Annotated in this window: 15 protein-coding genes and 1 pseudogene; 11 read left to right on the forward strand and 5 right to left on the reverse strand. The window is 69.3% G+C overall.

The window, feature by feature from the left end; translation table 11 throughout:
• The first annotated feature begins 5 nt into the window (after positions 1 to 5).
• The 7 genes and pseudogenes from JI746_RS19670 to JI746_RS27805 form a co-directional block, all read left to right on the forward strand.
• Positions 6 to 1,709 carry a sensor histidine kinase gene (locus tag JI746_RS19670; protein ID WP_201691973.1) on the forward strand — a complete coding sequence of 568 codons (1,704 nt, stop codon included), beginning with the start codon at positions 6 to 8 and terminating at the stop codon, positions 1,707 to 1,709.
• Positions 1,709 to 3,208 carry a sigma-54-dependent transcriptional regulator gene (locus JI746_RS19675; protein ID WP_201691974.1) on the forward strand — a complete coding sequence of 500 codons (1,500 nt, stop codon included), beginning with the start codon at positions 1,709 to 1,711 and terminating at the stop codon, positions 3,206 to 3,208. Before JI746_RS19670 ends, JI746_RS19675 begins: the two co-directional genes overlap by 1 nt.
• The gene (gene ampD, locus JI746_RS19680; RefSeq protein ID WP_201691975.1) at positions 3,201 to 3,782 is read left to right on the forward strand and encodes a 1,6-anhydro-N-acetylmuramyl-L-alanine amidase AmpD; all 582 of its coding nucleotides are present in this window, start codon (positions 3,201 to 3,203) and stop codon (positions 3,780 to 3,782) included. The genes JI746_RS19675 and ampD overlap by 8 nt, the downstream gene beginning before the upstream one ends.
• A 370-nt stretch (positions 3,783 to 4,152) precedes the next feature.
• Positions 4,153 to 7,068: a ribonucleoside-diphosphate reductase subunit alpha gene (locus tag JI746_RS19685; protein ID WP_201691976.1), complete on the forward strand. Its 2,916-nt coding sequence runs from the start codon at positions 4,153 to 4,155 to the stop codon at positions 7,066 to 7,068.
• Between the two features lie 187 nt (positions 7,069 to 7,255).
• The gene (locus tag JI746_RS19690) at positions 7,256 to 8,545 is read left to right on the forward strand and encodes a ribonucleotide-diphosphate reductase subunit beta (protein WP_201691977.1); all 1,290 of its coding nucleotides are present in this window, start codon (positions 7,256 to 7,258) and stop codon (positions 8,543 to 8,545) included.
• Positions 8,546 to 8,736: 191 nt separating this feature from the next.
• Positions 8,737 to 9,369, forward strand: coding sequence for a histone H1-like repetitive region-containing protein (locus JI746_RS19695; RefSeq protein ID WP_201691978.1), 633 nt, complete (start codon positions 8,737 to 8,739; stop codon positions 9,367 to 9,369).
• Between the two features lie 247 nt (positions 9,370 to 9,616).
• Positions 9,617 to 10,012 (forward strand): annotated as a pseudogene (locus JI746_RS27805) (alpha-ketoglutarate-dependent dioxygenase AlkB); the annotation flags it as partial.
• Between the two features lie 185 nt (positions 10,013 to 10,197).
• Here the strand turns inward: JI746_RS27805 and JI746_RS19705 are convergent.
• From JI746_RS19705 to JI746_RS19715, 3 genes are read right to left on the reverse strand one after another with little or no spacing between them, the layout of a single operon-like run.
• Positions 10,198 to 10,884 (reverse strand): hypothetical protein, encoded by a 687-nt coding sequence (locus tag JI746_RS19705; protein WP_201691979.1) that lies wholly within the window; start codon positions 10,882 to 10,884, stop codon positions 10,198 to 10,200.
• Entirely contained in the window at positions 10,881 to 11,939 is a 1,059-nt protein-coding gene (locus JI746_RS19710; protein ID WP_201691980.1) for an MlaD family protein, read from the reverse strand. The genes JI746_RS19705 and JI746_RS19710 overlap by 4 nt, the downstream gene beginning before the upstream one ends.
• 2 nt (positions 11,940 to 11,941) lie before the next feature.
• Positions 11,942 to 12,745 (reverse strand): MlaE family ABC transporter permease, encoded by an 804-nt coding sequence (locus JI746_RS19715; protein WP_201691981.1) that lies wholly within the window; start codon positions 12,743 to 12,745, stop codon positions 11,942 to 11,944.
• Positions 12,746 to 12,844: 99 nt separating this feature from the next.
• Here JI746_RS19715 and gorA point away from each other — a divergent pair, with 99 nt between their 5' ends.
• Both gorA and JI746_RS19725 read left to right on the forward strand, forming a co-directional pair.
• Positions 12,845 to 14,212, forward strand: coding sequence for a glutathione-disulfide reductase (gorA, locus tag JI746_RS19720; RefSeq protein WP_201691982.1), 1,368 nt, complete (start codon positions 12,845 to 12,847; stop codon positions 14,210 to 14,212).
• 114 nt (positions 14,213 to 14,326) lie between these two features.
• A complete protein-coding gene (locus JI746_RS19725; RefSeq protein WP_201691983.1) occupies positions 14,327 to 16,039 on the forward strand; it encodes a hypothetical protein in 1,713 nt (570 codons plus the stop codon).
• Here JI746_RS19725 and JI746_RS19730 read toward each other — a convergent pair.
• Positions 16,032 to 16,289, reverse strand: a complete 258-nt coding sequence (locus JI746_RS19730; RefSeq protein ID WP_201691984.1) for a hypothetical protein — start codon at positions 16,287 to 16,289, stop codon at positions 16,032 to 16,034. The genes JI746_RS19725 and JI746_RS19730 overlap by 8 nt on opposite strands.
• 174 nt (positions 16,290 to 16,463) lie before the next feature.
• Between JI746_RS19730 and JI746_RS19735 the strand changes: the two genes are divergently transcribed.
• Positions 16,464 to 17,957 carry an AMP nucleosidase gene (locus JI746_RS19735; protein WP_201691985.1) on the forward strand — a complete coding sequence of 498 codons (1,494 nt, stop codon included), beginning with the start codon at positions 16,464 to 16,466 and terminating at the stop codon, positions 17,955 to 17,957.
• Positions 17,958 to 17,993: 36 nt separating this feature from the next.
• On the opposite strand, the gene asd is transcribed toward JI746_RS19735, so the two are convergent.
• Positions 17,994 to 18,857, reverse strand: coding sequence for an archaetidylserine decarboxylase (gene asd / locus JI746_RS19740; RefSeq protein WP_236599997.1), 864 nt, complete (start codon positions 18,855 to 18,857; stop codon positions 17,994 to 17,996).
• A gap of 126 nt (positions 18,858 to 18,983) precedes the next feature.
• On the opposite strand from asd, the gene JI746_RS19745 reads away from it, so the two are divergent.
• Positions 18,984 to 19,910, forward strand: coding sequence for an ATP-binding cassette domain-containing protein (locus JI746_RS19745; protein WP_201691986.1), 927 nt, complete (start codon positions 18,984 to 18,986; stop codon positions 19,908 to 19,910).
• Positions 19,911 to 20,079 lie beyond the last annotated feature (169 nt).

Consider the following 20,079-nt stretch of genomic DNA (forward strand, 5'->3'; position numbering starts at 1 on the left):
TGGCCATGGCGTCCTCTTCCGGCCATTCCACCTGGACCTGGGACGCGCCGGTGGTACCGCAGCCGCCGAGAACGTCGGCCTTCGAGCGCCTCTGGCGCGGCTTCATGACGGCGCGCATCGGCGTGGGCCTGGTGCTGCTGATCCTGCTCGGAGGCATGCGCCTGCTGGGCATGGTGCAGGTGAGCGACTGGCAGCTCGCCTTGTGCGGCGGCTATCTCGCCGCCTCGCTGGCGGTGCGATTCTTCGGCCGCCCGGTGGCGCCGGGCCGCACCTTCGATCCGCAATGGGTCTACATCGTCGGCGTCGACCTGCTGGCGTTTTCGGTGCTGCACTTCCTGCAGGCGGCCAACCTGAATTTTTCGCCGCTGTACGCGCTGCCGGTGCTGACGGCGTCGGTGCTGGGCTCGATGTTGCTGGGGCTGGGCACGGCGGCCGCCGCCACGCTGCTGCTGCTGGTCCACGCCTCGCTGCAGGCGCTGGACCCGGACCACACCGCCCGCATCGTGCAGGCCGGCCTCACGGGCTGCGGCTACTTCGTCGCCGCGCTGCTCGCCAACGAGCTCGCCACGCGCCTGGCGCGCGAGGAGGAGGCCGCCCGCCGCAGCCTGTCGGCGGCGCGCACGCAGGCCCACGTCAACGAACTGGTGATCGAGACGCTGACGGACGGACTGCTGGTGGTCGGGCCGGACTGGCGCATCCACGCGGCCAATCCCGCGGCGCGCAACCTGCTGGCGTGGCAGGCGCCCGAGGCCCCGGCATCGCTGGCGCTGGTCTCGCGCCCGGGCTGGCGCCCGCTGGCCGCGATCGCCCAGCGCACCTTCAGCTCGCAGCAGGCACAGAGCGCCGAACTCGCGCTGGAACTCACGGCCGGCGAACGCCTGCACCTGCGCGTGCGCACCCGCCTGACCGCCGCGCAGGACCCGTACAGCGACGCACTGTGCGTCATGTTCCTGCAGGACCTGCGCGAGGCCGAGGCCCAGGTCCGCACCGAGAAGCTGGCCGCGATGGGCCGCATGTCGGCCGCGGTTGCCCACGAGATCCGCAACCCGCTGGCCGCCATCGCGCAGGCCAACGCGCTCCTGGCGGAGGAGCTCTCGGAGCCCGGGCAGCGCCAACTGAGCGACCTGGTGGGCAAGAACACGCACCGGCTGTCGCAGATCGTCGAGGAGATCCTGAACCTGGTGCGCGTGCAGCAGCAGCCCGTGGCCGACTGGCTGGAGCTGGACCAGTCGGTCGCCGGCTTCGTGGGCGAATGGGAGCGGCAGGCGCAGGCCGGCGAGCGCCTGCAGACGCTGCTGCAATCCGGCACGGCCTGGGTCACCTTCGACGGCGAACACCTGCGCCGCGTGGTGGTCAACCTCCTGGACAACGCGCTGCGCTACGCCTCGCGCGGGCCCGGGGCGATCCTGGTCGCCACCGCGATGGGCTCGACGCGGGCGCGCCTGCAGGTGTGGAGCGATGGCGCACCGCTCGACGCGAGCGTGCAGCGCCACCTGTTCGAGCCCTTCTTCTCCTCGGAAAGCCGCTCCAGCGGCCTGGGCCTGTACATCTGCCGCGAGTTGTGCGAGCGGCATGGCGCCACCGTCGCCTACACCCGCGTGCGCGCACCCGACGGCAGCAGCCGCGACGGCAACGCCTTCACCGTGACATTCCGCACGCGCGCCAGCATGGTGCCGGGAGGCACGCCGTTTGACACAATAGGCGCCTGATGCCCCAGCCCGCAGCCGCTCCCCACGTCCTGGTCGTCGACGACGAACCGGACCTGCGCACCCTCTACGAACTGACGCTGCTGCGCGAAGGCTACCGGGTCGACGCCGCGGGCACGCTGGAAGAGGGCTGGGCGCTGCTGCAGCAGCAGCGCTTCGATGCCGTGATCACCGACATGCGCCTGCCCGACGGCCTCGGGCTCGACCTGCTGCACCGCATGGCCGCCCAGCAGCGCCCCGAACGCTGCATCGTCATGACGGCCTACGGTTCGGCGGAGAACGCGGTGGAGGCGCTCAAGGCCGGCGCCTTCGACTACCTCACCAAGCCGGTGGACCTCAAGCAGTTCCGCACCGTGGTCGCCTCCGCGATCCAGGAGACCGGCACGCCCGGCCGGCAGCACGGCGCCGGTGCGGCCCGCCCGGCCGCCGGCGGCGAGACGCGCGCGAGCGGCACCGTCGCCCTGCAGCGGCTGGTGGGCGAATCGACGCCGATGCGCCAGGTGAAGGAACGCATCGCCAAGGTGGCGCGCAGCATGGCGCCCGTGCTGGTGCGCGGCGAGTCGGGCACCGGCAAGGAACTGGTCGCGCGGGCGATCCACGCCTGCAGCCACCGCGCCGACGGCCCGTTCATCGCCGTGAACTGCAGCGCGATCCCCGAAAGCCTGCTCGAAGCCGAGTTCTTCGGTGCCAAGAAGGGCTCGTACACCGGCGCCAACGCGGACCGCGAAGGCTATTTCCAGGCGGCGCGCAGCGGCACGCTGTTCCTCGACGAGATCGGCGACCTGCCGCTGCCGATGCAGTCCAAGCTGCTGCGCGCGATCCAGGAGCGCAGCGTGCGGGCGATCGGCTCCACGCAGGAGGATGCGGTGGACGTGCGCATCGTGAGCGCCACCCACAAGGACCTGGCCGCCGACGTGCAGGCGGCCCGCTTCCGGCAGGACCTGTTCTACCGCCTCAACGTGATCGAGATCCTGGTGCCGCCGCTGCGCGACCGGCGCGAGGACCTACCCGCCCTGTGCCAGGCGCTGCTGGCGCGCATCGCGCGCGAAACCGGCCTGCCGCCCCCGCAGCTGTCGCCGCAGGTGCTGGCGCAACTGCAGGCGCATCCGCTGCCCGGCAACGTGCGCGAACTGGAGAACCTGCTGCACCGCGCGCTGGCCCTGAGCGACGGCTCGGAGCTGCAGGTGGACCTGTCGCCTTCGACGCACGGCGCGCCGCTGGTGCCGGCCGCCGGCAGCGAGGCACCGGCCTCCGTCCCGGCACCGGCACCGGCACCGGCCTCGAGCGTGCCCGAGGTGGCCGGCGTGCCGAGCGACCTGCAGGCCTACCTGGACCAGCAGGAGCGCGAGATCCTGGTCAAGGCCTTGCGCGAGACGAACTTCAATCGCACGGCCGCGGCGCAGCGCCTGGGCCTGAGCCTGCGGCAAATCCGCTACCGGATCGCGCGCCTGGGCATTCCCACGCCGGGCAACGAGGACGTCGACGAGGCCAGCGATGCCTGAGGCAGCCGACGACGCGCTGTGGGCGCAGGGCTGGTACCGCTTCGCCCACTGCATCGCGTCGCCGAACTTCGGCCCGCGCCCTGAGGGCAGCACGGTCGACCTGATCGTGCTGCATTCGATCAGCCTGCCGCCGGGCGTGTACGGCGGCGACGAGGTGCAGCGCCTGTTCACCAACACGCTGGACTGGGACGCGCATCCCTATTTCCAGCAGATCCGCGGCGCGCAGGTCTCGGCGCACTTCTTCATCCGGCGCGACGGCGCGCTGCTGCAGTTCGTGAGCTGCGACGCCCGCGCCTGGCACGCCGGCGCGTCGAACTGGCGCGGCCGCGCCAACTGCAACGACGACTCGATCGGCATCGAGCTCGAAGGCCTGGAAGGCGAGACCTTCGAGCCGGCGCAGTACGAGGCGCTGTCGGCCTTGTGCGCGGCGATCGCGCAGCACTACCCGATCCGCCACGTCGCCGGCCACGAGCACATCGCGCCCGGCCGCAAGAACGATCCGGGCCCGGGCTTCGACTGGGCGAGCGTGAAGCGCGACCTCGGCTGGCCGCAGGAGTGGTTTCCGGGCGCGTGAGCTGAATTCGGACAACCGAACGCAAAGGCCGCAAAGGTTACGCAAAAGCCGCAAAAGGGAAATCCCTCGAGGAAGAGGCTGTTCCTTTTGCGGTCTTTGCGTAAGCTTTGCGGCCTTTGCGTTCTGGTTGTCCTGCCTTCCTCGCCCCAGGTTGCCGACGTGCAACGCGTCCTGCGCAGGCACTGAACCCTTTCGTCTGCATCACAGCGCGCCCACAGCGTTATCCACAGGTCCTGCACCGTGTTGTGCTCGGCGGACACTACAGGTAGTGCTTGAAAGGGGGCGGGACACTAGATATAGTGCCTGCCACGTCGAGGGGGCGAAGTCCTTGCCCCTGCGCAAAGAACTACTGCACGAGGAAGAAACGACGATGCAATCTGGCCTGGCCACCCCGTTCCAGCCGCTCTCCAGCGCCCATCACACGTCGCAGGCCGCTGCGGCCGCCGCGGCCGCCGACAGCCCGCTCAACCACTACCAGATCTTGCGCCGCAACGGCGCGGTGGTGCCCTTCGAGCCGAACAAGATCGCCGTCGCGATGATGAAGGCCTTCCTCGCCGTGCACGGCACGCAGGGGGCCGCGTCGGCCAGCGTGCGCGAGACGGTGGACGGCCTCACGCAGGCCGTGGTGCGCGCCCTGATGCGCTCGCGCCCGGGCGGCGGCACCTTCCACATCGAGGACGTGCAGGACCAGGTCGAACTCGGCCTGATGCGCGGCTGCCACCACGAGGTCGCGCGCGCCTACGTGCTGTACCGCGAGCGCCGCGCGCAGGAACGCGCCAAGCAGGGGCAGGACCAGGCGCCCGCCATGCCGCAGTTCCACGTGCTGGACCACGGCCAGCGCGTGCCGCTGGACCTCGCCGGCCTGCAGGCGCTCATCGTCGCCTCCTGCGCGGGCCTGGGCGCGGACATCAAGCCCGAGCCCATCGTCGCCGAGACGATGCGCAACCTGTACGACGGCGTGCCGCTCGACGAGGTCTACAAGGCCTCCATCCTGGCCGCCCGCACGCTGATCGAGAAGGAGCCCGACTACACCTTCGTCACCGCCCGCCTGCTGCTGCACACGATCTTCAAGGAAGTGCTGGGCGAGGAGGTCGCGCCCGCCGGTCGCGCCGCCGCCTACGCGGACAGCTTCCCGCTGTTCGTCAAGAAGGGCGTCGACAACGAGTTGCTGGACGAGCGGCTGCTGCAGTACGACCTGAAGCGCCTGGGCGCGGCGCTCAAGCCCGAGCGCGACCTGCAGTTCGACTACCTGGGCCTGCAGACCCTGTACGACCGCTACTTCCTGCACGTGCGCAAGAGCCGCATCGAGCTGCCGCAGGCCTTCTTCATGCGCGTGGCCATGGGCCTGGCCCTGAACGAAATCGACCGCGAAGCCCGGGCGATCGAGTTCTACGAGGTGCTCTCGAGCTTCGACTTCATGTCGTCCACGCCGACGCTGTTCAACAGCGGCTCGCTGCGCTCGCAGCTGTCGTCCTGCTACCTCACCACGGTGCCGGACGACCTGGACGGCATCTACGAGTCGATCAAGGAGAACGCCCTGCTGTCCAAGTTCGCGGGCGGCCTGGGCAACGACTGGACGCGCGTGCGGGCACTGGGCTCCCACATCAAGGGCACCAACGGCGAGTCGCAGGGCGTCGTGCCTTTCCTGAAGGTGGTCAACGACACGGCCGTGGCGGTCAACCAGGGCGGCAAGCGCAAGGGCGCCGTCTGCGCCTACCTGGAATCCTGGCACCTGGACGTCGAGGAATTCCTGGAGCTGCGCAAGAACACCGGCGACGACCGCCGCCGCACCCACGACATGAACACGGCCAACTGGATCCCGGACCTGTTCATGCGCCGGGTGATGGAAAAGGGCGAGTGGACCCTGTTCTCGCCCTCCTCCGTGCCCGACCTGCACGACAAGTTCGGCGCCGCCTTCGAGCAGGCCTACATCGCCTACGAGGAAAAGGCCAAGCGCGGGGAGATCAAGCCGTCCAGGACGGTCCAGGCCAACGACCTGTGGCGCAAGATGCTCTCGATGCTGTTCGAGACCGGCCACCCCTGGATCACCTTCAAGGACGCCTGCAACGTCCGTTCGCCGCAGCAGCACGTGGGCGTGGTGCACTCGTCCAACCTGTGCACCGAGATCACGCTGAACACGTCCGATGCCGAGACGGCGGTCTGCAACCTCGGTTCCGTGAACCTGCTGCAGCACGTCAAGGACGGCCGGATCGACCACGAGAAGCTGAAGCGCACCGTCGCCACCGCGATGCGCATGCTCGACAACGTGATCGACATCAACTACTACGCGGTCAAGAAGGCGCGCGACTCCAACCTGCGCCACCGGCCGGTCGGCCTGGGCGTGATGGGCTTCCAGGACGCCCTGTACGAACTGCGCATCCCGTACGCGTCGGCCGAGGCGATCCAGTTCGCCGACCAGTCGATGGAAGCCGTCTGCTACCACGCCTACTGGGCGTCCACCGAGCTGGCGCGCGAGCGCGGCCGCTACTCCAGCTACAAGGGCTCGCTGTGGGACCAGGGCATCCTGCCGCCCGACACCCTGGAGCTGCTGGCCCGGCAGCGCGGCGAGCAGTACGTCGAGGTCGACCGCTCCGCCACCCTGGACTGGGATGCGCTGCGCCGCAAGATCGCCGCCGACGGCATGCGCAATTCCAACTGCGTCGCCATCGCGCCGACCGCCACCATCTCCAACATCATCGGCGTGGACGCCTCGATCGAGCCCTGCTTCGGCAACCTCTCGGTCAAGTCCAACCTGTCGGGCGAGTTCACCGTGATCAACCACTACCTGGTGCGCGACCTCAAGCGCCTGGGCCTGTGGGACGACGTGATGGTGATGGACCTGAAGCACTTCGACGGCTCGCTGCGCCCCATCGACCGGGTGCCGGAAGACGTCAAGGCGCTCTACGCGACCGCCTTCGAAGTCGAGCCGGTGTGGCTGGTCGAAGCCGCCGCGCGGCGCCAGAAGTGGATCGACCAGGCGCAGTCGCTCAACATCTACATGGCGGGCGCCTCGGGCAAGAAGCTGGACGAGACCTACAAGCTGGCCTGGCTGCGCGGGCTGAAGACCACCTACTACCTGCGCACGACCAGCGCGACGCAGGCCGAGAAGTCGACGGTGCAATCCGGCCGGCTCAATGCGGTGAGCAACGGCACGGGCTCCGGCGGCGGCCTGTCGGCGCTCGACGCGGCGGCCGCCGCGGCGCGCGCGCAGCTCGAAGCGGCGACGCCCGCCACCGACATCAAGTTCTGCGGCGTCGACGACCCCACCTGCGAAGCGTGCCAGTAACTGCGTCACCCCCGCTTGCGCGGGGATGACGAATGCTTGTGCGCGCGCAAGCACGCAGGAATCGAAAGAGGTATCGGTGTTCTCCGACAAAACGCCGATGCAACCAAGCAACAAAATGCGAGCGGAGTGTGAACGGACACTTTGAATTCATCACGCTCGCTCACATAATCCGAGCACTGGAAAATCTATGTTGACCTGGGACGACGAAGTCACGCCCACACCGTCAAAGCCCGTGAGCAGCGGTTTGCTTCCGAACCGCGAGGCGCCCGTTTCCATTTCCGTCCCGCAACCGGCCGTTCGCACGCTGAACGATGGCGCCCTCCTTGGTCATTCCCGCGCAGGCGGGAATCCAGGATCGCCGGCGCTGGATCCCCGCCTGCGCGGGGATGACGGCGTGGTGATCGCCCCCATCGTCACGCAGCCGGCGCCGCGCGCGGCGACCGCGCAGCCCGCCACCGCGCGCCGCGTGAGCGCGGCCGACAAGCGCATCATCAACGGCCAGACCGACGTCAACCAGCTCGTCCCCTTCAAGTACAAGTGGGCCTGGGAGAAGTACCTGGCCACCTGCGCCAACCACTGGATGCCGCAGGAAATCAACATGAACCGCGACATCGCCCTCTGGAAGGACCCGAACGGTCTGTCCGAGGACGAGCGCCGCATCATCAAGCGCAACCTGGGCTTCTTCGTCACCGCCGACTCGCTGGCCGCCAACAACATCGTGCTGGGCACCTACCGCCACATCACGGCGCCGGAGTGCCGCCAGTTCCTGCTGCGGCAGGCCTTCGAGGAAGCGATCCACACCCACGCGTACCAGTACATCGTGGAGTCGCTGGGCCTGGACGAGGCCGAGATCTTCAACGCCTACCATGAGGTGGCGGCGATCCGGGACAAGGACGAGTTCCTCATCCCGTTCATCGACGCGATCATGGATCCGAACTTCCACACCGGCACGCCGGAAGCCGACCAGCGCCTCCTCAAGAGCCTGATCGTCTTCGCCTGCCTGATGGAAGGCCTGTTCTTCTATGTCGGCTTCACCCAGATCCTGGCGCTGGGCCGGCAGAACAAGATGACCGGCGCCGCCGAGCAGTACCAGTACATCCTCCGCGACGAGTCGATGCACTGCAACTTCGGCATCGACCTCATCAACCAGATCAAGCTCGAGAACCCGCACCTGTGGACCGCCGAATTCAAGGCGGACATCAAGGCGCTGTTCCTCAAAGCCGTCGAACTCGAGTACCGCTACGCCGAGGACACCATGCCCCGCGGCGTGCTGGGACTCAACGCCTCCATGTTCAAGGGCTACCTGCGCTACATCGCGAATCGCCGCGCCACGCAGATCGGCCTGGAAGCGCTTTTCCCGAACGAGGAAAACCCCTTCCCCTGGATGAGCGAAATGATTGACCTGAAGAAAGAGCGCAATTTCTTCGAGACCCGCGTGATCGAATACCAGACGGGTGGCGCACTTTCCTGGGATTGAAACGGCAACTGCGAGTGAGTTCGGACAGCGCCCGCGCGCACCACGACCCGAAAGAGGTCGGGGCGCGCGGGTCATGGTGTTCGTGAGGCTGGGCTGCGGCCCAACCCCACGGATCGCTTCGGCGCCCCCCCAACAAGGCGCGGAGTGCTTCTTTTGGTTGATGTTTGAGTCAACTTGAACAGGAGATAGCAATGGCAACTGCGAAGAAATCGGCCGCCAAGAAGGCAACGGCCAAGAAGTCCACGGGCGCGAAGAAGACGGCCGCCAAGAAGACGACGGCGAAGAAGGCCACCGCGAAGAAGACGGCCGCCAAGAAGACGACGGCCAAGAAGTCCACCGCCGCCAAGAAGTCCACGGCCAGCACGGCCCGCAAGACGACCGCCAAGAAGGCGTCGGCTGGCGGCGCGCGCAAGACCGCGGCGAAGAAGTCGACGGCGGGTGGTGCGCGCAAGACGGCGGCGAAGAAGTCGACCGGCGGCGCGCGCAAGACGGCGGCGAAGTCCTCCACGGGTACCGCACGCAAGAGCGCGGCGAAGTCGGCGACGGGTGGTGCACGCAAGACGGCGGCGAAGAAGTCGGCCACCGGCGGCGCGCGCAAGACGGCGGCGAAGTCGTCCACCGGCACGGCGCGCAAGAGCGCGGCGAAGTCGGCCACGGGCGGCGCGCGCAAGACGGCGGCGAAGAAGTCGTCGGGCGGCGCGAAGAAGGCGGCGAAAGCGCCTGCTGCCGCCGGCGCGTCCTCCACGGCGGCGCCGGCGCCCGCGGCTCAGACCACGCTGAATCCGCAGGCCGCCTGGCCGTTTCCGACCGCGGCCAAGCCTTAAGCAGTCGACGGAGAAAGCGCAGCGCGTTTTCTCCGGGGCCTGGCCTTTTCCAACCCGCGCTCCGGCGCGGGTTTTCGTTTCCGCGCGGCAGAATGCAGGCATGAAGGACCTGCAAGGCGACCTGTTCGGCATGCCCGCCGCGCCCGGTCCGGCCCTGCCCGAGGGCCTGCGCTACGAGGAGGAGTTCCTCTCGCGCGAGGAGGAAGCCGCGCTGCTGCGCAGCGTCCAGGCGCTGCCGCTGCAGGCCATGCAGTACCAGCAGTACACGGCGCTGCGCCGCGTCGTGAGCTATGGCGGCCAGTACGACTTCAGCGCCGGGCAACTGAACGAGGCCGAACCGCTGCCGGAGTGGCTGGCCCCGCTGCGCGCGCGCGCCGCCGCCTGGATCGGCGTCGAGCCGGCGCAGTTCACCCAGGCGCTGGTGGCCGAGTACCGCCCCGGCACGCCGCTCGGCTGGCACCGCGACGTGCCCGACTTCGAGGACATCGTCGGCATCTCGCTGCTGGACGAGGCGGTGATGCGCTTTCGTCCCTACCCGCCGGATGCACCCAGGAGATCGGATGTCGTGAAGCTCACGCTGGCGCCGCGTTCGATCTACCTGCTGCGCGGTGCCGCCCGCTGGGGTTGGCAGCACAGCGTGGCGCCGGCGAAGGTGCTGCGGTATTCGATCACCTTGCGGACGGCGAGGCGAAGCGGGCTTCGTAGGCTGGCGGTGGAGCGCAGCGAGACCCCAGCGATGCGCGAAGCGCCGGGGCTTCCGGAGCGCTGGGGTTCCAGCGCTGACGCGCGTCACCATCAGCCTGCAACGTCACGCTCGACGTCGCCCCCTCACCGCTCCTCCGCCGCAATCTCCATCCGCCGCCGCAGCCGCGCCGCCTCTTCCCGGTCGCCATTCTTCTCCGCCAGCATCGCCTGCGCGCCCAGCCAGGCCATCACGGCGCGGCGCCAGCCCTGGTCGGAGGCCGTCCTGGTCGCGATCTCCAACACCTGCGGGTCCGCCTTGCCCGTGCGCAGCAGCACGCCGGCGGCGATCACGCGCGAGAGCGGGTTCTTGATCTTCTCCAGCCGGCCGGCGCCGCCCTCGCCGGCGATGCCGCGGTAATCCTCCGGCAAGGCCTTGGCCTGCTCCGGCGCCAGCCGGCCGGCCAGGAAATCGGCGTAGGCGCGCTCGGCGTCGCCGGCGTCCTCGCGCAGCGGCTCGAAGCCCGCGCAGGGCGCAAAGTCGAGGCTCGCCACGCGCACCGCGCAGCGCGTGAGTTCGGCGCGCGCCACGAGCGACGCCTGCGCCGTGCTCGCCACCTCGTCGCGGAAGTGCTGGAACTCCTTGGCCGCCACGTTGTCGCGGCCGGAGAGGTAGGCGCGCTCGAAGCGGTCCTGCGCGCCGTCGGCGTTGACCAGCCAGTCCGGCTGGCGCGGCTTGCTGCCACAGGCCGCCAGCAAGGCCAGCGCCAGGGTGGCGGCGACGGCGGATGCGGCCTTGCCGGGCCGCCGGTGCTTGGCAAGTAGGCCTCTCATGGCAGCTCGATCTTCCGGTCCTTGGCGAAGGGCCACTTGCGCTGCAGGTCGTTGATCATGTCCTCCACCTTGCGCAGGTTCGTCTCCACCTCGGCGCGCAGCGGGCCGAGGTCGGCCGTCGCCTCGCGCACGTTGCTCGCCGCCCCCTGGGCCTCCTTCAGCACCGCGTCGACACGCTGCAGGCTGCCGCGCGCGTCGGTCAGCAGGCCCTGCAGCTGCCGCATGCCGGCCTGGGTGTCGTCGGCGATGCCGTTGGTGCCGAACACGCGCGTGTCCGCGTGCTGAACGAAGTTGTCGCCGCGCCGGGCCAGGCGCTGGATCTCCGCCATGGCCGCATTGGCGCGCTCGACCGCCGCCACCAGCTTCTGCGCGTCCTGCTCGTTGCCGAAGATGGCGTGCAGCGCGCCGCGCTTGCCCTGCAGCTTCTGCGTGAAGGCCTGCAGGTTGGCCATCGAGCGGTTCAGCTCGGAGTTCTCGGACGTGATCTGGTTCAGGTTGTCCAGGACGTCCTTGGTGGCGCCGATCACGCGGCCCACTTCCTCGTTGAAGTCGCCGCGCAGCACCGGTCGCTCGGCGTCGTCCGGCAGCGGCGGATCGGTCAGCACGCCGCTGTAGGCGCGCAGTTGCGCCGGCCCGAAGATGTTCTTCACCAGCGTGAAGACGCTGGAGGTGCGCAGCCACTTGGCGTCCTTGCGGATCACGTCGACCTCGATGCGCACCTGGCCCTGGTCGTTGAGGGATACCTTCTTGACGGTGCCGATCGCGAAGCCCGAGAAGGTCAGGTCCATGCCCGCGACCACGCCTTCGGCGTTGTCGGCGATCAGGTACAGCTGCTGCTTCGGCTCGAAGTAGCCGCGCGAGCGCATGAGGAAGATGGCCGCGGCGAGGATCAGGGCGATGGTGAACGCCAGCAGCATGATCGCCTTGAGCTCGAGGTTCTTGACCGGCACGTTGCGCGCGGCCGGCTCGGACTTCGATACCGGAGTTTCCGGCGGTTTCGGCGGCGGCTTGGGCGGCTCGTGCGCGGGGGGCGGCGGGCTGGGCGTGTCGGCCATGGTCAGATGTAGTTGCCCACCAGGGACAGCGCCTCCAGCACCAGCAGCACGCCGAACATGCGCACCAGGCCCTGGAGCGCGGCGCTTTCTCGCGAGCCGTCGTCCTCGATGTTGTTCAGGCCGGAGGCCATCGGGATGACCGAGACCGCGATCGCGAAGAACAGGGTTTTCATGCAGAAGATGAAGGTGAACATCGGCGAGAAGACCCGCCCGGTGGTGTGCATGTAGGCGTCCATGCCCGCGCTGGTGATGCCCCAGACCGCGAAGTACGCGAGCAGCCCCGCCACGACGCAGCTCAGGGCGGCGAGTGTGATGCAGGCGAAGATGCCGGCCATGAGCCGCGGCAGCACCTCCACGGCGATGGGGTCCAGCCGGCGGCGCCGGAGCGTGCGGAAGTGGCCCACCCGCCGCATCTCCACCAGGGCGGCGCCGCTCGGGATCGTGCAGCGCAGCGCGACGAAGAGGGCCGCCGTCAGCGGGATCAGTTCCACCACCAGCACCCGCACCACCATCTCCAGCGCGTACTGCGACAGGCCGTAGCTTTCCGAGGTGACGATCACGATGCGCGTGATGATCAGCGTGAACAGCGCGATCAGCACCGTGAACCAGCCGAGAATGGGGGCCGTGTCGACGTACATGTGGCGCGCCAGGTTGTAGCGCGTCTCGGGGCCGTAGCTGCGCGGCGAGAGCGCGCGCACCACCATCACGGCGCCGAAGAAGGTGATGCGGGCCCAGGCGGCGAGCCAGCGCACCGGGGCCAGGCTGGTGTGGCTCACCCTGCGGTACCACGTCGACAGATGGGTCATAGCCAGCGAATGGTAAGGGCGCCGGAGCGCGCGGCTCGTAAGGCGGCGCCTACAGCAGAGCCATGGCCGAGGGCGTCGGCCTGCAAGGAGAACTGCGGAATGAGCGATTTCGATTGCGACCTGTTCGTCGTCGGCGGCGGCAGCGGCGGCGTGCGCGCGGCACGGATGGCGGCCCAGCGCGGCGCCCGCGTGGTGCTGGCGGAAGCCGCGGCGCTGGGTGGCACCTGCGTCAACGTGGGCTGCATCCCCAAGAAGCTCTATAGCTACGCGGCGCACTTCGCCCACGACTTCCAGGATGCCGCCGGCTTCGGCTGGGACGTGCCGCCGCCGCAGTTCGACTGGCCACGCCTGAAGAAGAACCGCGCAGCGGAGATCGCGCGGCTCAATGGCGTGTACCGGCAGCTGCTCACAGGCGCCGGCGTGGCGATCGTGCAGGGCTGGGCGACGCTGCTCGGCCCGCACACCGTGCAGGTGGCCACCGGCGAAACCACGCGGCAATGGCGCGCGGCCCACATCCTCGTGGCCACCGGTGGCACACCTTCGGTTCCGCACTTCCCCGGACGCGAGCATGTGCTCACCTCGGACCAGATGTTCGACCTCGAGCCCTTGCCGCGCCGGCTCGTTGTCGTGGGCGGTGGCTACATCGCATGCGAGTTCGCGTCCATCTTCCAGGGGCTGGGCGTGCAGGTGACGCAGCTCTACCGGGGCGAGCAGGTGCTGCGCGGATTCGACCAAGACGTGCGTGCCTTCGTCGCGCAGGAGATGATCAAGACCGGCCTCGACCTGCGCCTGCACAGCAACGTCGCGGCGGTCGCGCGGGGGCAGGACGGCCTCGCCGCCACGCTGGAGAACGGCGAGGTGCTCGCGGCCGACGCCGTGCTCTATGCGACGGGGCGGGTGCCGAACGTGGCGGGCCTCGGCCTCGACGCCGCGGGCGTGAAGCTCACGCCGCACGGCGGCATCGTGGTGGACGAGCGCTTCCGCAGCACGGTGCCTTCGATCCACGCGGTCGGCGACGTGTGCTCGCGCCTGCAGCTGACGCCGGTGGCCCTGGCCGAAGCCATGGTGGTGGTGGACCAGCTGTTCGGCAGCGGCGAGCGCCGCATGGAATACGAGTTCGTGCCGACCGCGGTCTTTACCCACCCCAACATCGGCACCGTCGGACTGAGCGAGGAGCAGGCGCGCGAACGCTGCGGCGAAGTGCGCATCTACCGCTCCGAGTTCCGGCCGCTCAAGCACACCTTGAGCGGCAGCAGCGAACGCACGCTGATGAAACTGGTGGTGGACGCGGCCAGCGACCGCGTGGTCGGCCTGCACATGGTCGGCGCCGATGCGGGCGAGATCGTGCAGGGCTTCGCCGTCGCCATGAAGGGGGGCGCGACGAAAAGCGTGTTCGACGGCACCATCGGAATCCACCCTACTGCGGCGGAAGAGTTCGTCACGATGCGTGAAGCGGTTACGCGCTGAGCCGTGGCCAAGCCACGCGTGACAACTTCACGCATGTCGCGCTCCGCCGGACTCGGACTACAGGATTTACACGCCCTTTGCGGTTGCTGCTGTGCCTCAGGCGTTCAATAACGCATGAGCGCAAACACCAGAACCACCCGCGGGCAGGGCTGCCGTCGGTGGAGCCCCGGCATCGCAGCCCTCGCGGTCGCCCTCGGCTCGGGCGCGTTCGCCCAGGTGGTGTCGGTGCCGGCAGCCCACCTCAACCACGCGGAAGGCTCGATCGCCTATGCCCCGCAAGGCGACCAGGAGTGGCACGACGTGGAGCCGCGCCGGCTGCTCAAGCGCGGCGACCGCCTGTGGACGGACCGCGGCTCGCGCGCCGAGGTGCAGGCCGGCGGCCATGCCCTGCGCATGAACGACCAGACGCAGCTGATCCTCGAGAACGTCGGCGAGACCGCCACCCAGCTGAGCCTCACGCAGGGCAGCATCGCCGCCACGGTGACGCGCGTGAATCCGGGCGACAGCTTCGAGATCGGCACGCCGAACCTGGCCTTCCGCGCCCGCCAGCCGGGCGACTACCGCATCGACGTCGATACGAAGAAGGGTGTCACGCGCGTGGTGGTGCTGAGCGGCAGCGCCGTGGTGTACGGCGAGAAGGGCGAAGCGCTCGAAGTGCGCAACGGCCAGCGCCTGACGTTCCGCGACCGCAACCTCACGCGCCTGCTGCAGCCGGCGTTCGCCGCCACCGACGATTTCGACCGCTGGGCGGGCGCGCGCAAGCGTGGCGAGCCGACGGTGCGCATGCCCATCGTCGCCGCCGCTCCCGAGAAGCCGATCCCCAACACGATCACCCGGGGCAAGGACATCGTGATCTCCGGCTCCGCGGCCAGCCTCAAGCCGCCGGCGCCGCACGCCAAGGCTGCCGCGCCGGTCGCTCCCGCCATCGCGCAACCGGCCGCGCTGGCGCAGCCGGCCCCCAAGGTGATGCCGTCCTCGCCGCCGACGCTGCGTGTCGCAGCGCCGGTGCTGCCGCCGGCCGCATCCTTGCAGTCCGCCGCCCTGCCCGCCGCCCCCGCGCCGCAGCCGCAGCCGCAGGCCGCGCCCCGGCCGCAGGCCGCTGCGCAAGCACAGGCCCAGGCGCAGGCCGCGCGGGAGCAGCAACGCCTCGCGCAGCAGCGCGCGGAGGAAGAGCGCCAGGCCGCGGCCGCGCGCGTGGAGCAGGAGCGCCGTGCCGCGGCCGCCGCCCGCGCCGAACAGGATCGCCGTGCCTTCGCCGCCGCCGAGGCCAGGCGTGCCGACGAGCGCCGCCGCGTCGCTGCCCGGCGCGCCGAGGAGGAACGCCGCCAGGTCGCCGCCCGGCGCGAACAGGAACACAGGCACCAGCTCGCCCTCAAGCGCGCGGAAGAAGAAAAGCAGAAGAAGCTCGCCCTGGCGCGCCACGCCGCCGAGGAAAAGCGGCTGGCCGCGCTGCGCAAGCTCGAACAGCAGCAGAAGGTCGCGGCGGAAGTCGCCCGCCGCCAGCATCTCGCACGCCTGCAGGAGCAGGCCCGTCGCGAGGAACAGTCCGCGCAGGTGCGCCGCGCGGAAACCGCCCGCCGTGCCGAGGAGGATCGCCGGGAGGAACTCGCGCGTCGCACCGAGCAGGCGCGTCGCGAGGAAGAAGCGCGCCGGGAAGAACAGGCGCGCCGCGAAGACTACGAGAGGCGCCAGCGCGCCCTGGCGGAGCAGGTGCGGCGCGAGCAGGCGCGCCGCGATGAAGACGTGTGGCTGCGGCAGCAGCAGCCGCCAGCCTACCAGCCGGTGCGGCCGCAGCCGATGGGCGTGCCCGCCCGCAGGATCAGTTGACGCGCCGGGTGTAGGTGCGCGTGACGGTCGCCGCCTTCTCTTCTTCGGGCGGCAGGTAGATCGTGGTGCGATCGATCTTGGCATCGAAGGCGGCGATCTCCGCGCTGGCGCAGCGGATCACGGCGCGATCGAGCGGGTGGCACTGGCGCTGGCTCAGTTTGCTCAGTTCTTCCGAGCTTTCGATGTGTTGCTTCACCTGGGCCGGATCGACCATGAGGGCAAAGGGATTGGCGGCCAACGCTGTCGTCATTTCTTGGACTCCTTGATTCGCTTTGGTGTGATCTGCGACCTTGTTCTGGATGACGCAGACTGTCGGCCCTGGCCGCCAGAGGCAAGGTCAGCCGGCTGCGTTTAGCGCTGTAGGACGGAGCCCATCGGCGCAGCGGTGTGCGGGACGGTGGAACGGCAGTTGCACAATATGCACATGCCGTTCATGCCCCCGTTCATTGCCCCGAGCCTGCACACCGAGCCCGAAAGCGCCCTGAACGAGGTGCGCGCCATCTACGCGCAGCAGATCAACCACCTGCGCGAAGCGATGCAGCGCTTCGTCGCCGGCGAGGGCCTGCCGGGGCGCGTGCGCGCCTGCTATCCGTATGTGCGGATCCAGACCGAGAGCGTGATGCCGCAGGCGGCCCTGGAGAATTCGGGCCTCTCGTACGGCTTCGTGGCCAGCGCCGGCCGCTACGAGACGACGCTCACGCGCCCCGACCTGTACGCGAGCTACTACCTCGACCAGTTCCGGCTGCTGCTGCAGAACCACGGCGTGCCGCTGGAGGTGGGCGTGAGCAACGAGCCGATCCCGGTGCACTTCTCCTTCGCGGAGCACGACCACATCGAGGGCAACCTCGCGCCGGCGCGGCGCATGATGATGCGTGACCTGTTCGACCTGCCCGACCTCGGTCGCATGGACGACGGCATCGCCAACGGCACCCTGCAGTTCGACCCGGAGCATCCGCTGCCGCTGTCGCTGTTCACCGCCTCACGGGTGGACTATTCGCTGCACCGCATGCGGCACTACACGGGCAGCGCGCCCGAGTGGTGCCAGAACTTCATCCTGTTCACCAACTACCAGTTCTACATCGATGAGTTCATCCGCCTCGGCCACGAGGAGATGAACCGCGCCGACAGCGAGTACGTCGCCTTCGTCGAGCCGGGCAACGTCGTGACGCGCCGCGTCGGCCTGCCGCGCGAGGCGATGGACAGCTTCGGCGCGCCGCCGCCGCGGCTGCCCCAGATGCCGGCCTACCACCTGGTGCGGCCGGGCCATGGCGGCATCACGATGATCAACATCGGCGTCGGGCCGGCCAACGCGAAGAACATCACCGACCACGTGGCGGTGCTGCGCCCGCATGCCTGGCTGATGCTCGGACACTGCGCCGGGCTGCGCAACAGCCAGCAACTGGGCGACTACGTGCTGGCGCACGCCTACGTGCGCGAGGACCACGTGCTGGACGAGGAACTGCCGCTGTGGGTGCCGATCCCGGCGCTGGCGGAAATCCAGGTCGCCCTGGAGCACGCCGTGGCCGACGTCACGCAGTGCAAGGGCGCGGACCTGAAGCGCATCATGCGCACCGGCACCGTGGCCAGCACCGACAACCGCAACTGGGAACTGCTGCCCGGCAACGAGCCGCAGCGGCGCTTCTCGATCAGCCGCGCCGTGGCCCTGGACATGGAAAGCGCCACCATCGCCGCCAACGGCTTCCGCTTCCGGGTGCCCTACGGCACGCTGCTGTGCGTGAGCGACAAGCCGCTGCACGGCGAGATCAAGCTGCCCGGAATGGCGAACCACTTCTACCGCGAGCGGGTCGACCAGCACCTGCGCATCGGCATGCGGGCGATCGAGATCCTGCGCCAGGGCGGGCCGCAGCGGCTGCACAGCCGCAAGCTGCGGGCGTTCGACGAGGTGGCGTTCCAGTAGATTCCGTCACCCCCGCGAAGGCGGGGATGACGGTTTTCAGAGCGCAGCTTCCGTCTCGATCACCGTCGCCATCGCCTCGCCCAGGCGCACCGGCCGCGTGGGCGACCAGTCCGGCGTGAAGGTCAGCACGTTCTGCGGGAACAGCATGACGACGGTGGATCCGAGCAGGAAGCGTCCCATCTCCTGGCCCTTGGCGAGGGTGATCTCGCGGTCGTCGTAGCGCCACTCGCGCACGTCGCGCGTGCGCGGCGGATTCACCACCCCGTGCCAGACGGTGGCCATGCTGCCGACGATCGTCGCCCCCACCAGCACCATCACCATGGCGCCGTGCGCGCACTCGAATTCGCACACCACGCGCTCGTTGCGCGCGAACAGGCTGGGCACGTGGCGCGCCGTCAGCGGGTTGACCGAGAACAGGTCGCCCGGCACGTAGATCATGCGCTTGAGGCGGCCGTCGCAAGGCATGTGGATGCGGTGGTAGTCCTTGGGCGCGAGGTACAGGGTGGCGAAGTGGCCATGCTCGAACTTGTGCGCCAGCGCCTGGTCGCCGCCGACCAGCGCGCGCGTCGAATAGCTGTGGCCCTTGGCCTGGAACAACTGGTCGTGCTCGATCGGGCCGAACTGGCTGATGGCGGCGTCCACCGGGCAGACGAAGGGCGCCGCCGCGATCGGCCGCGCGCCGGGCTTCAGCGGCCGGGTGAAGAAGTCGTTGAAGCTGGCGTAGCTCTCGATCCGCGGATCGGCGGCTTCCTGCATGTCGACCCGGTAGTGGGCGACGAAGCGGCGGATCGTCCACTGCGTGAGGCTTCCGAGCCGTGCCGAGGCGAACTTGCCCGCCAGCACCGTCAGCAGTTTCTTGGGCAGCAGGTACTGCTGGGTGATGGGAAGCGGCGGCAGCAACGGGAACAAGCGTGGGACCTCGTCGGTAAAAAGAAATTCTACGGCTGCGGATGCGTGACCGGGCACGCGCCGTCCCCCCCCCGTCATTCCCGCGAAGGCCATGCAACGGCACAATAGCCGCCGCCCATGACCGAGCCGCTCTTCGACGCCCGCGCCCTGACGAAGCGCTACGGCGACAGCACCGTCGTCGATGCGCTCTCCTTCCGGATCGAGTCCGGCGAATGCCTGGGGGTGATCGGCCCCAACGGCGCCGGCAAGACCACCACCATCCGCATGTGCCTCGGCCTCACCGAGCCCGACAGCGGCGAGATCACGGCCCTGGGCCTGCGCATGCCGCGCGATGCCCTGGCCATCAAGGCGCAGCTCGGCGTGGTGAGCCAGTTCGACTCGCTCGACCCGGATTTCAGCTGCGCCGAAAACCTGCTCGTGTACGGGCGCTACTTCGGGCTGCCGGAACAGTGGATCCGCGACCGCATCCCGCAGCTGCTGGAATTCGCGGCGCTCACGCACAAGGCCGACGCCCGGCCGGTCGAACTCTCCGGCGGCATGCGCAGGCGGCTGTCGCTCGCGCGCGCCCTGGTGAACGATCCGCGCCTGCTCCTGCTCGACGAGCCGACCACCGGGCTCGACCCGCAGGCGCGCCACCTGATGTGGGAACGGCTGCAGGTCCTGCTGCAGCAGGGCAAGTCCATCCTGCTGACGACGCACTTCATGGACGAAGCCGAGCGCCTGTGCAACCGCCTGCTGGTGCTGGACCACGGCCGCAAGATCGCCGAAGGCCGCCCGCGCGACCTCATCGCCGAACACCTGGAACCCGACGTGGTGGAGGCCTACGGCAACGGCGCGCTGGCCCTGGCCGAGTCGCCCCTGCGCACGCTGGCCGGCCGCACCGAGGTGAGCGGCGAGACGGTCTTCTTCTACACGCAGGACGCGCGGCCGCTGCTCGATGCCCTGGCGCGCGAACACCCGAAGCTGCGCACGCTGCACCGGCCCGCGAACCTGGAGGACCTGTTCCTCAAGATGACCGGCCGCCAGATCCGGGAAGAGGCATGAACAGCCGGACATCCGAACGCGAAGGACGCAAAGGTTTCGCAAAGGACGCGAAGGAACAACCGATGAATCCCTCCAGGATGCCCTGCCTTCCTTTTGCGCCTTTTGCGCAACCTTTGCGTCCTTTGCGTTCGGCTGTCCGAATTCTGCCGACTCCCGCGCTCGCGGAGGC

It is taken from the genome of Ramlibacter alkalitolerans (assembly GCF_016722765.1).
Lineage (GTDB): Bacteria > Pseudomonadota > Gammaproteobacteria > Burkholderiales > Burkholderiaceae_C > Ramlibacter > Ramlibacter alkalitolerans.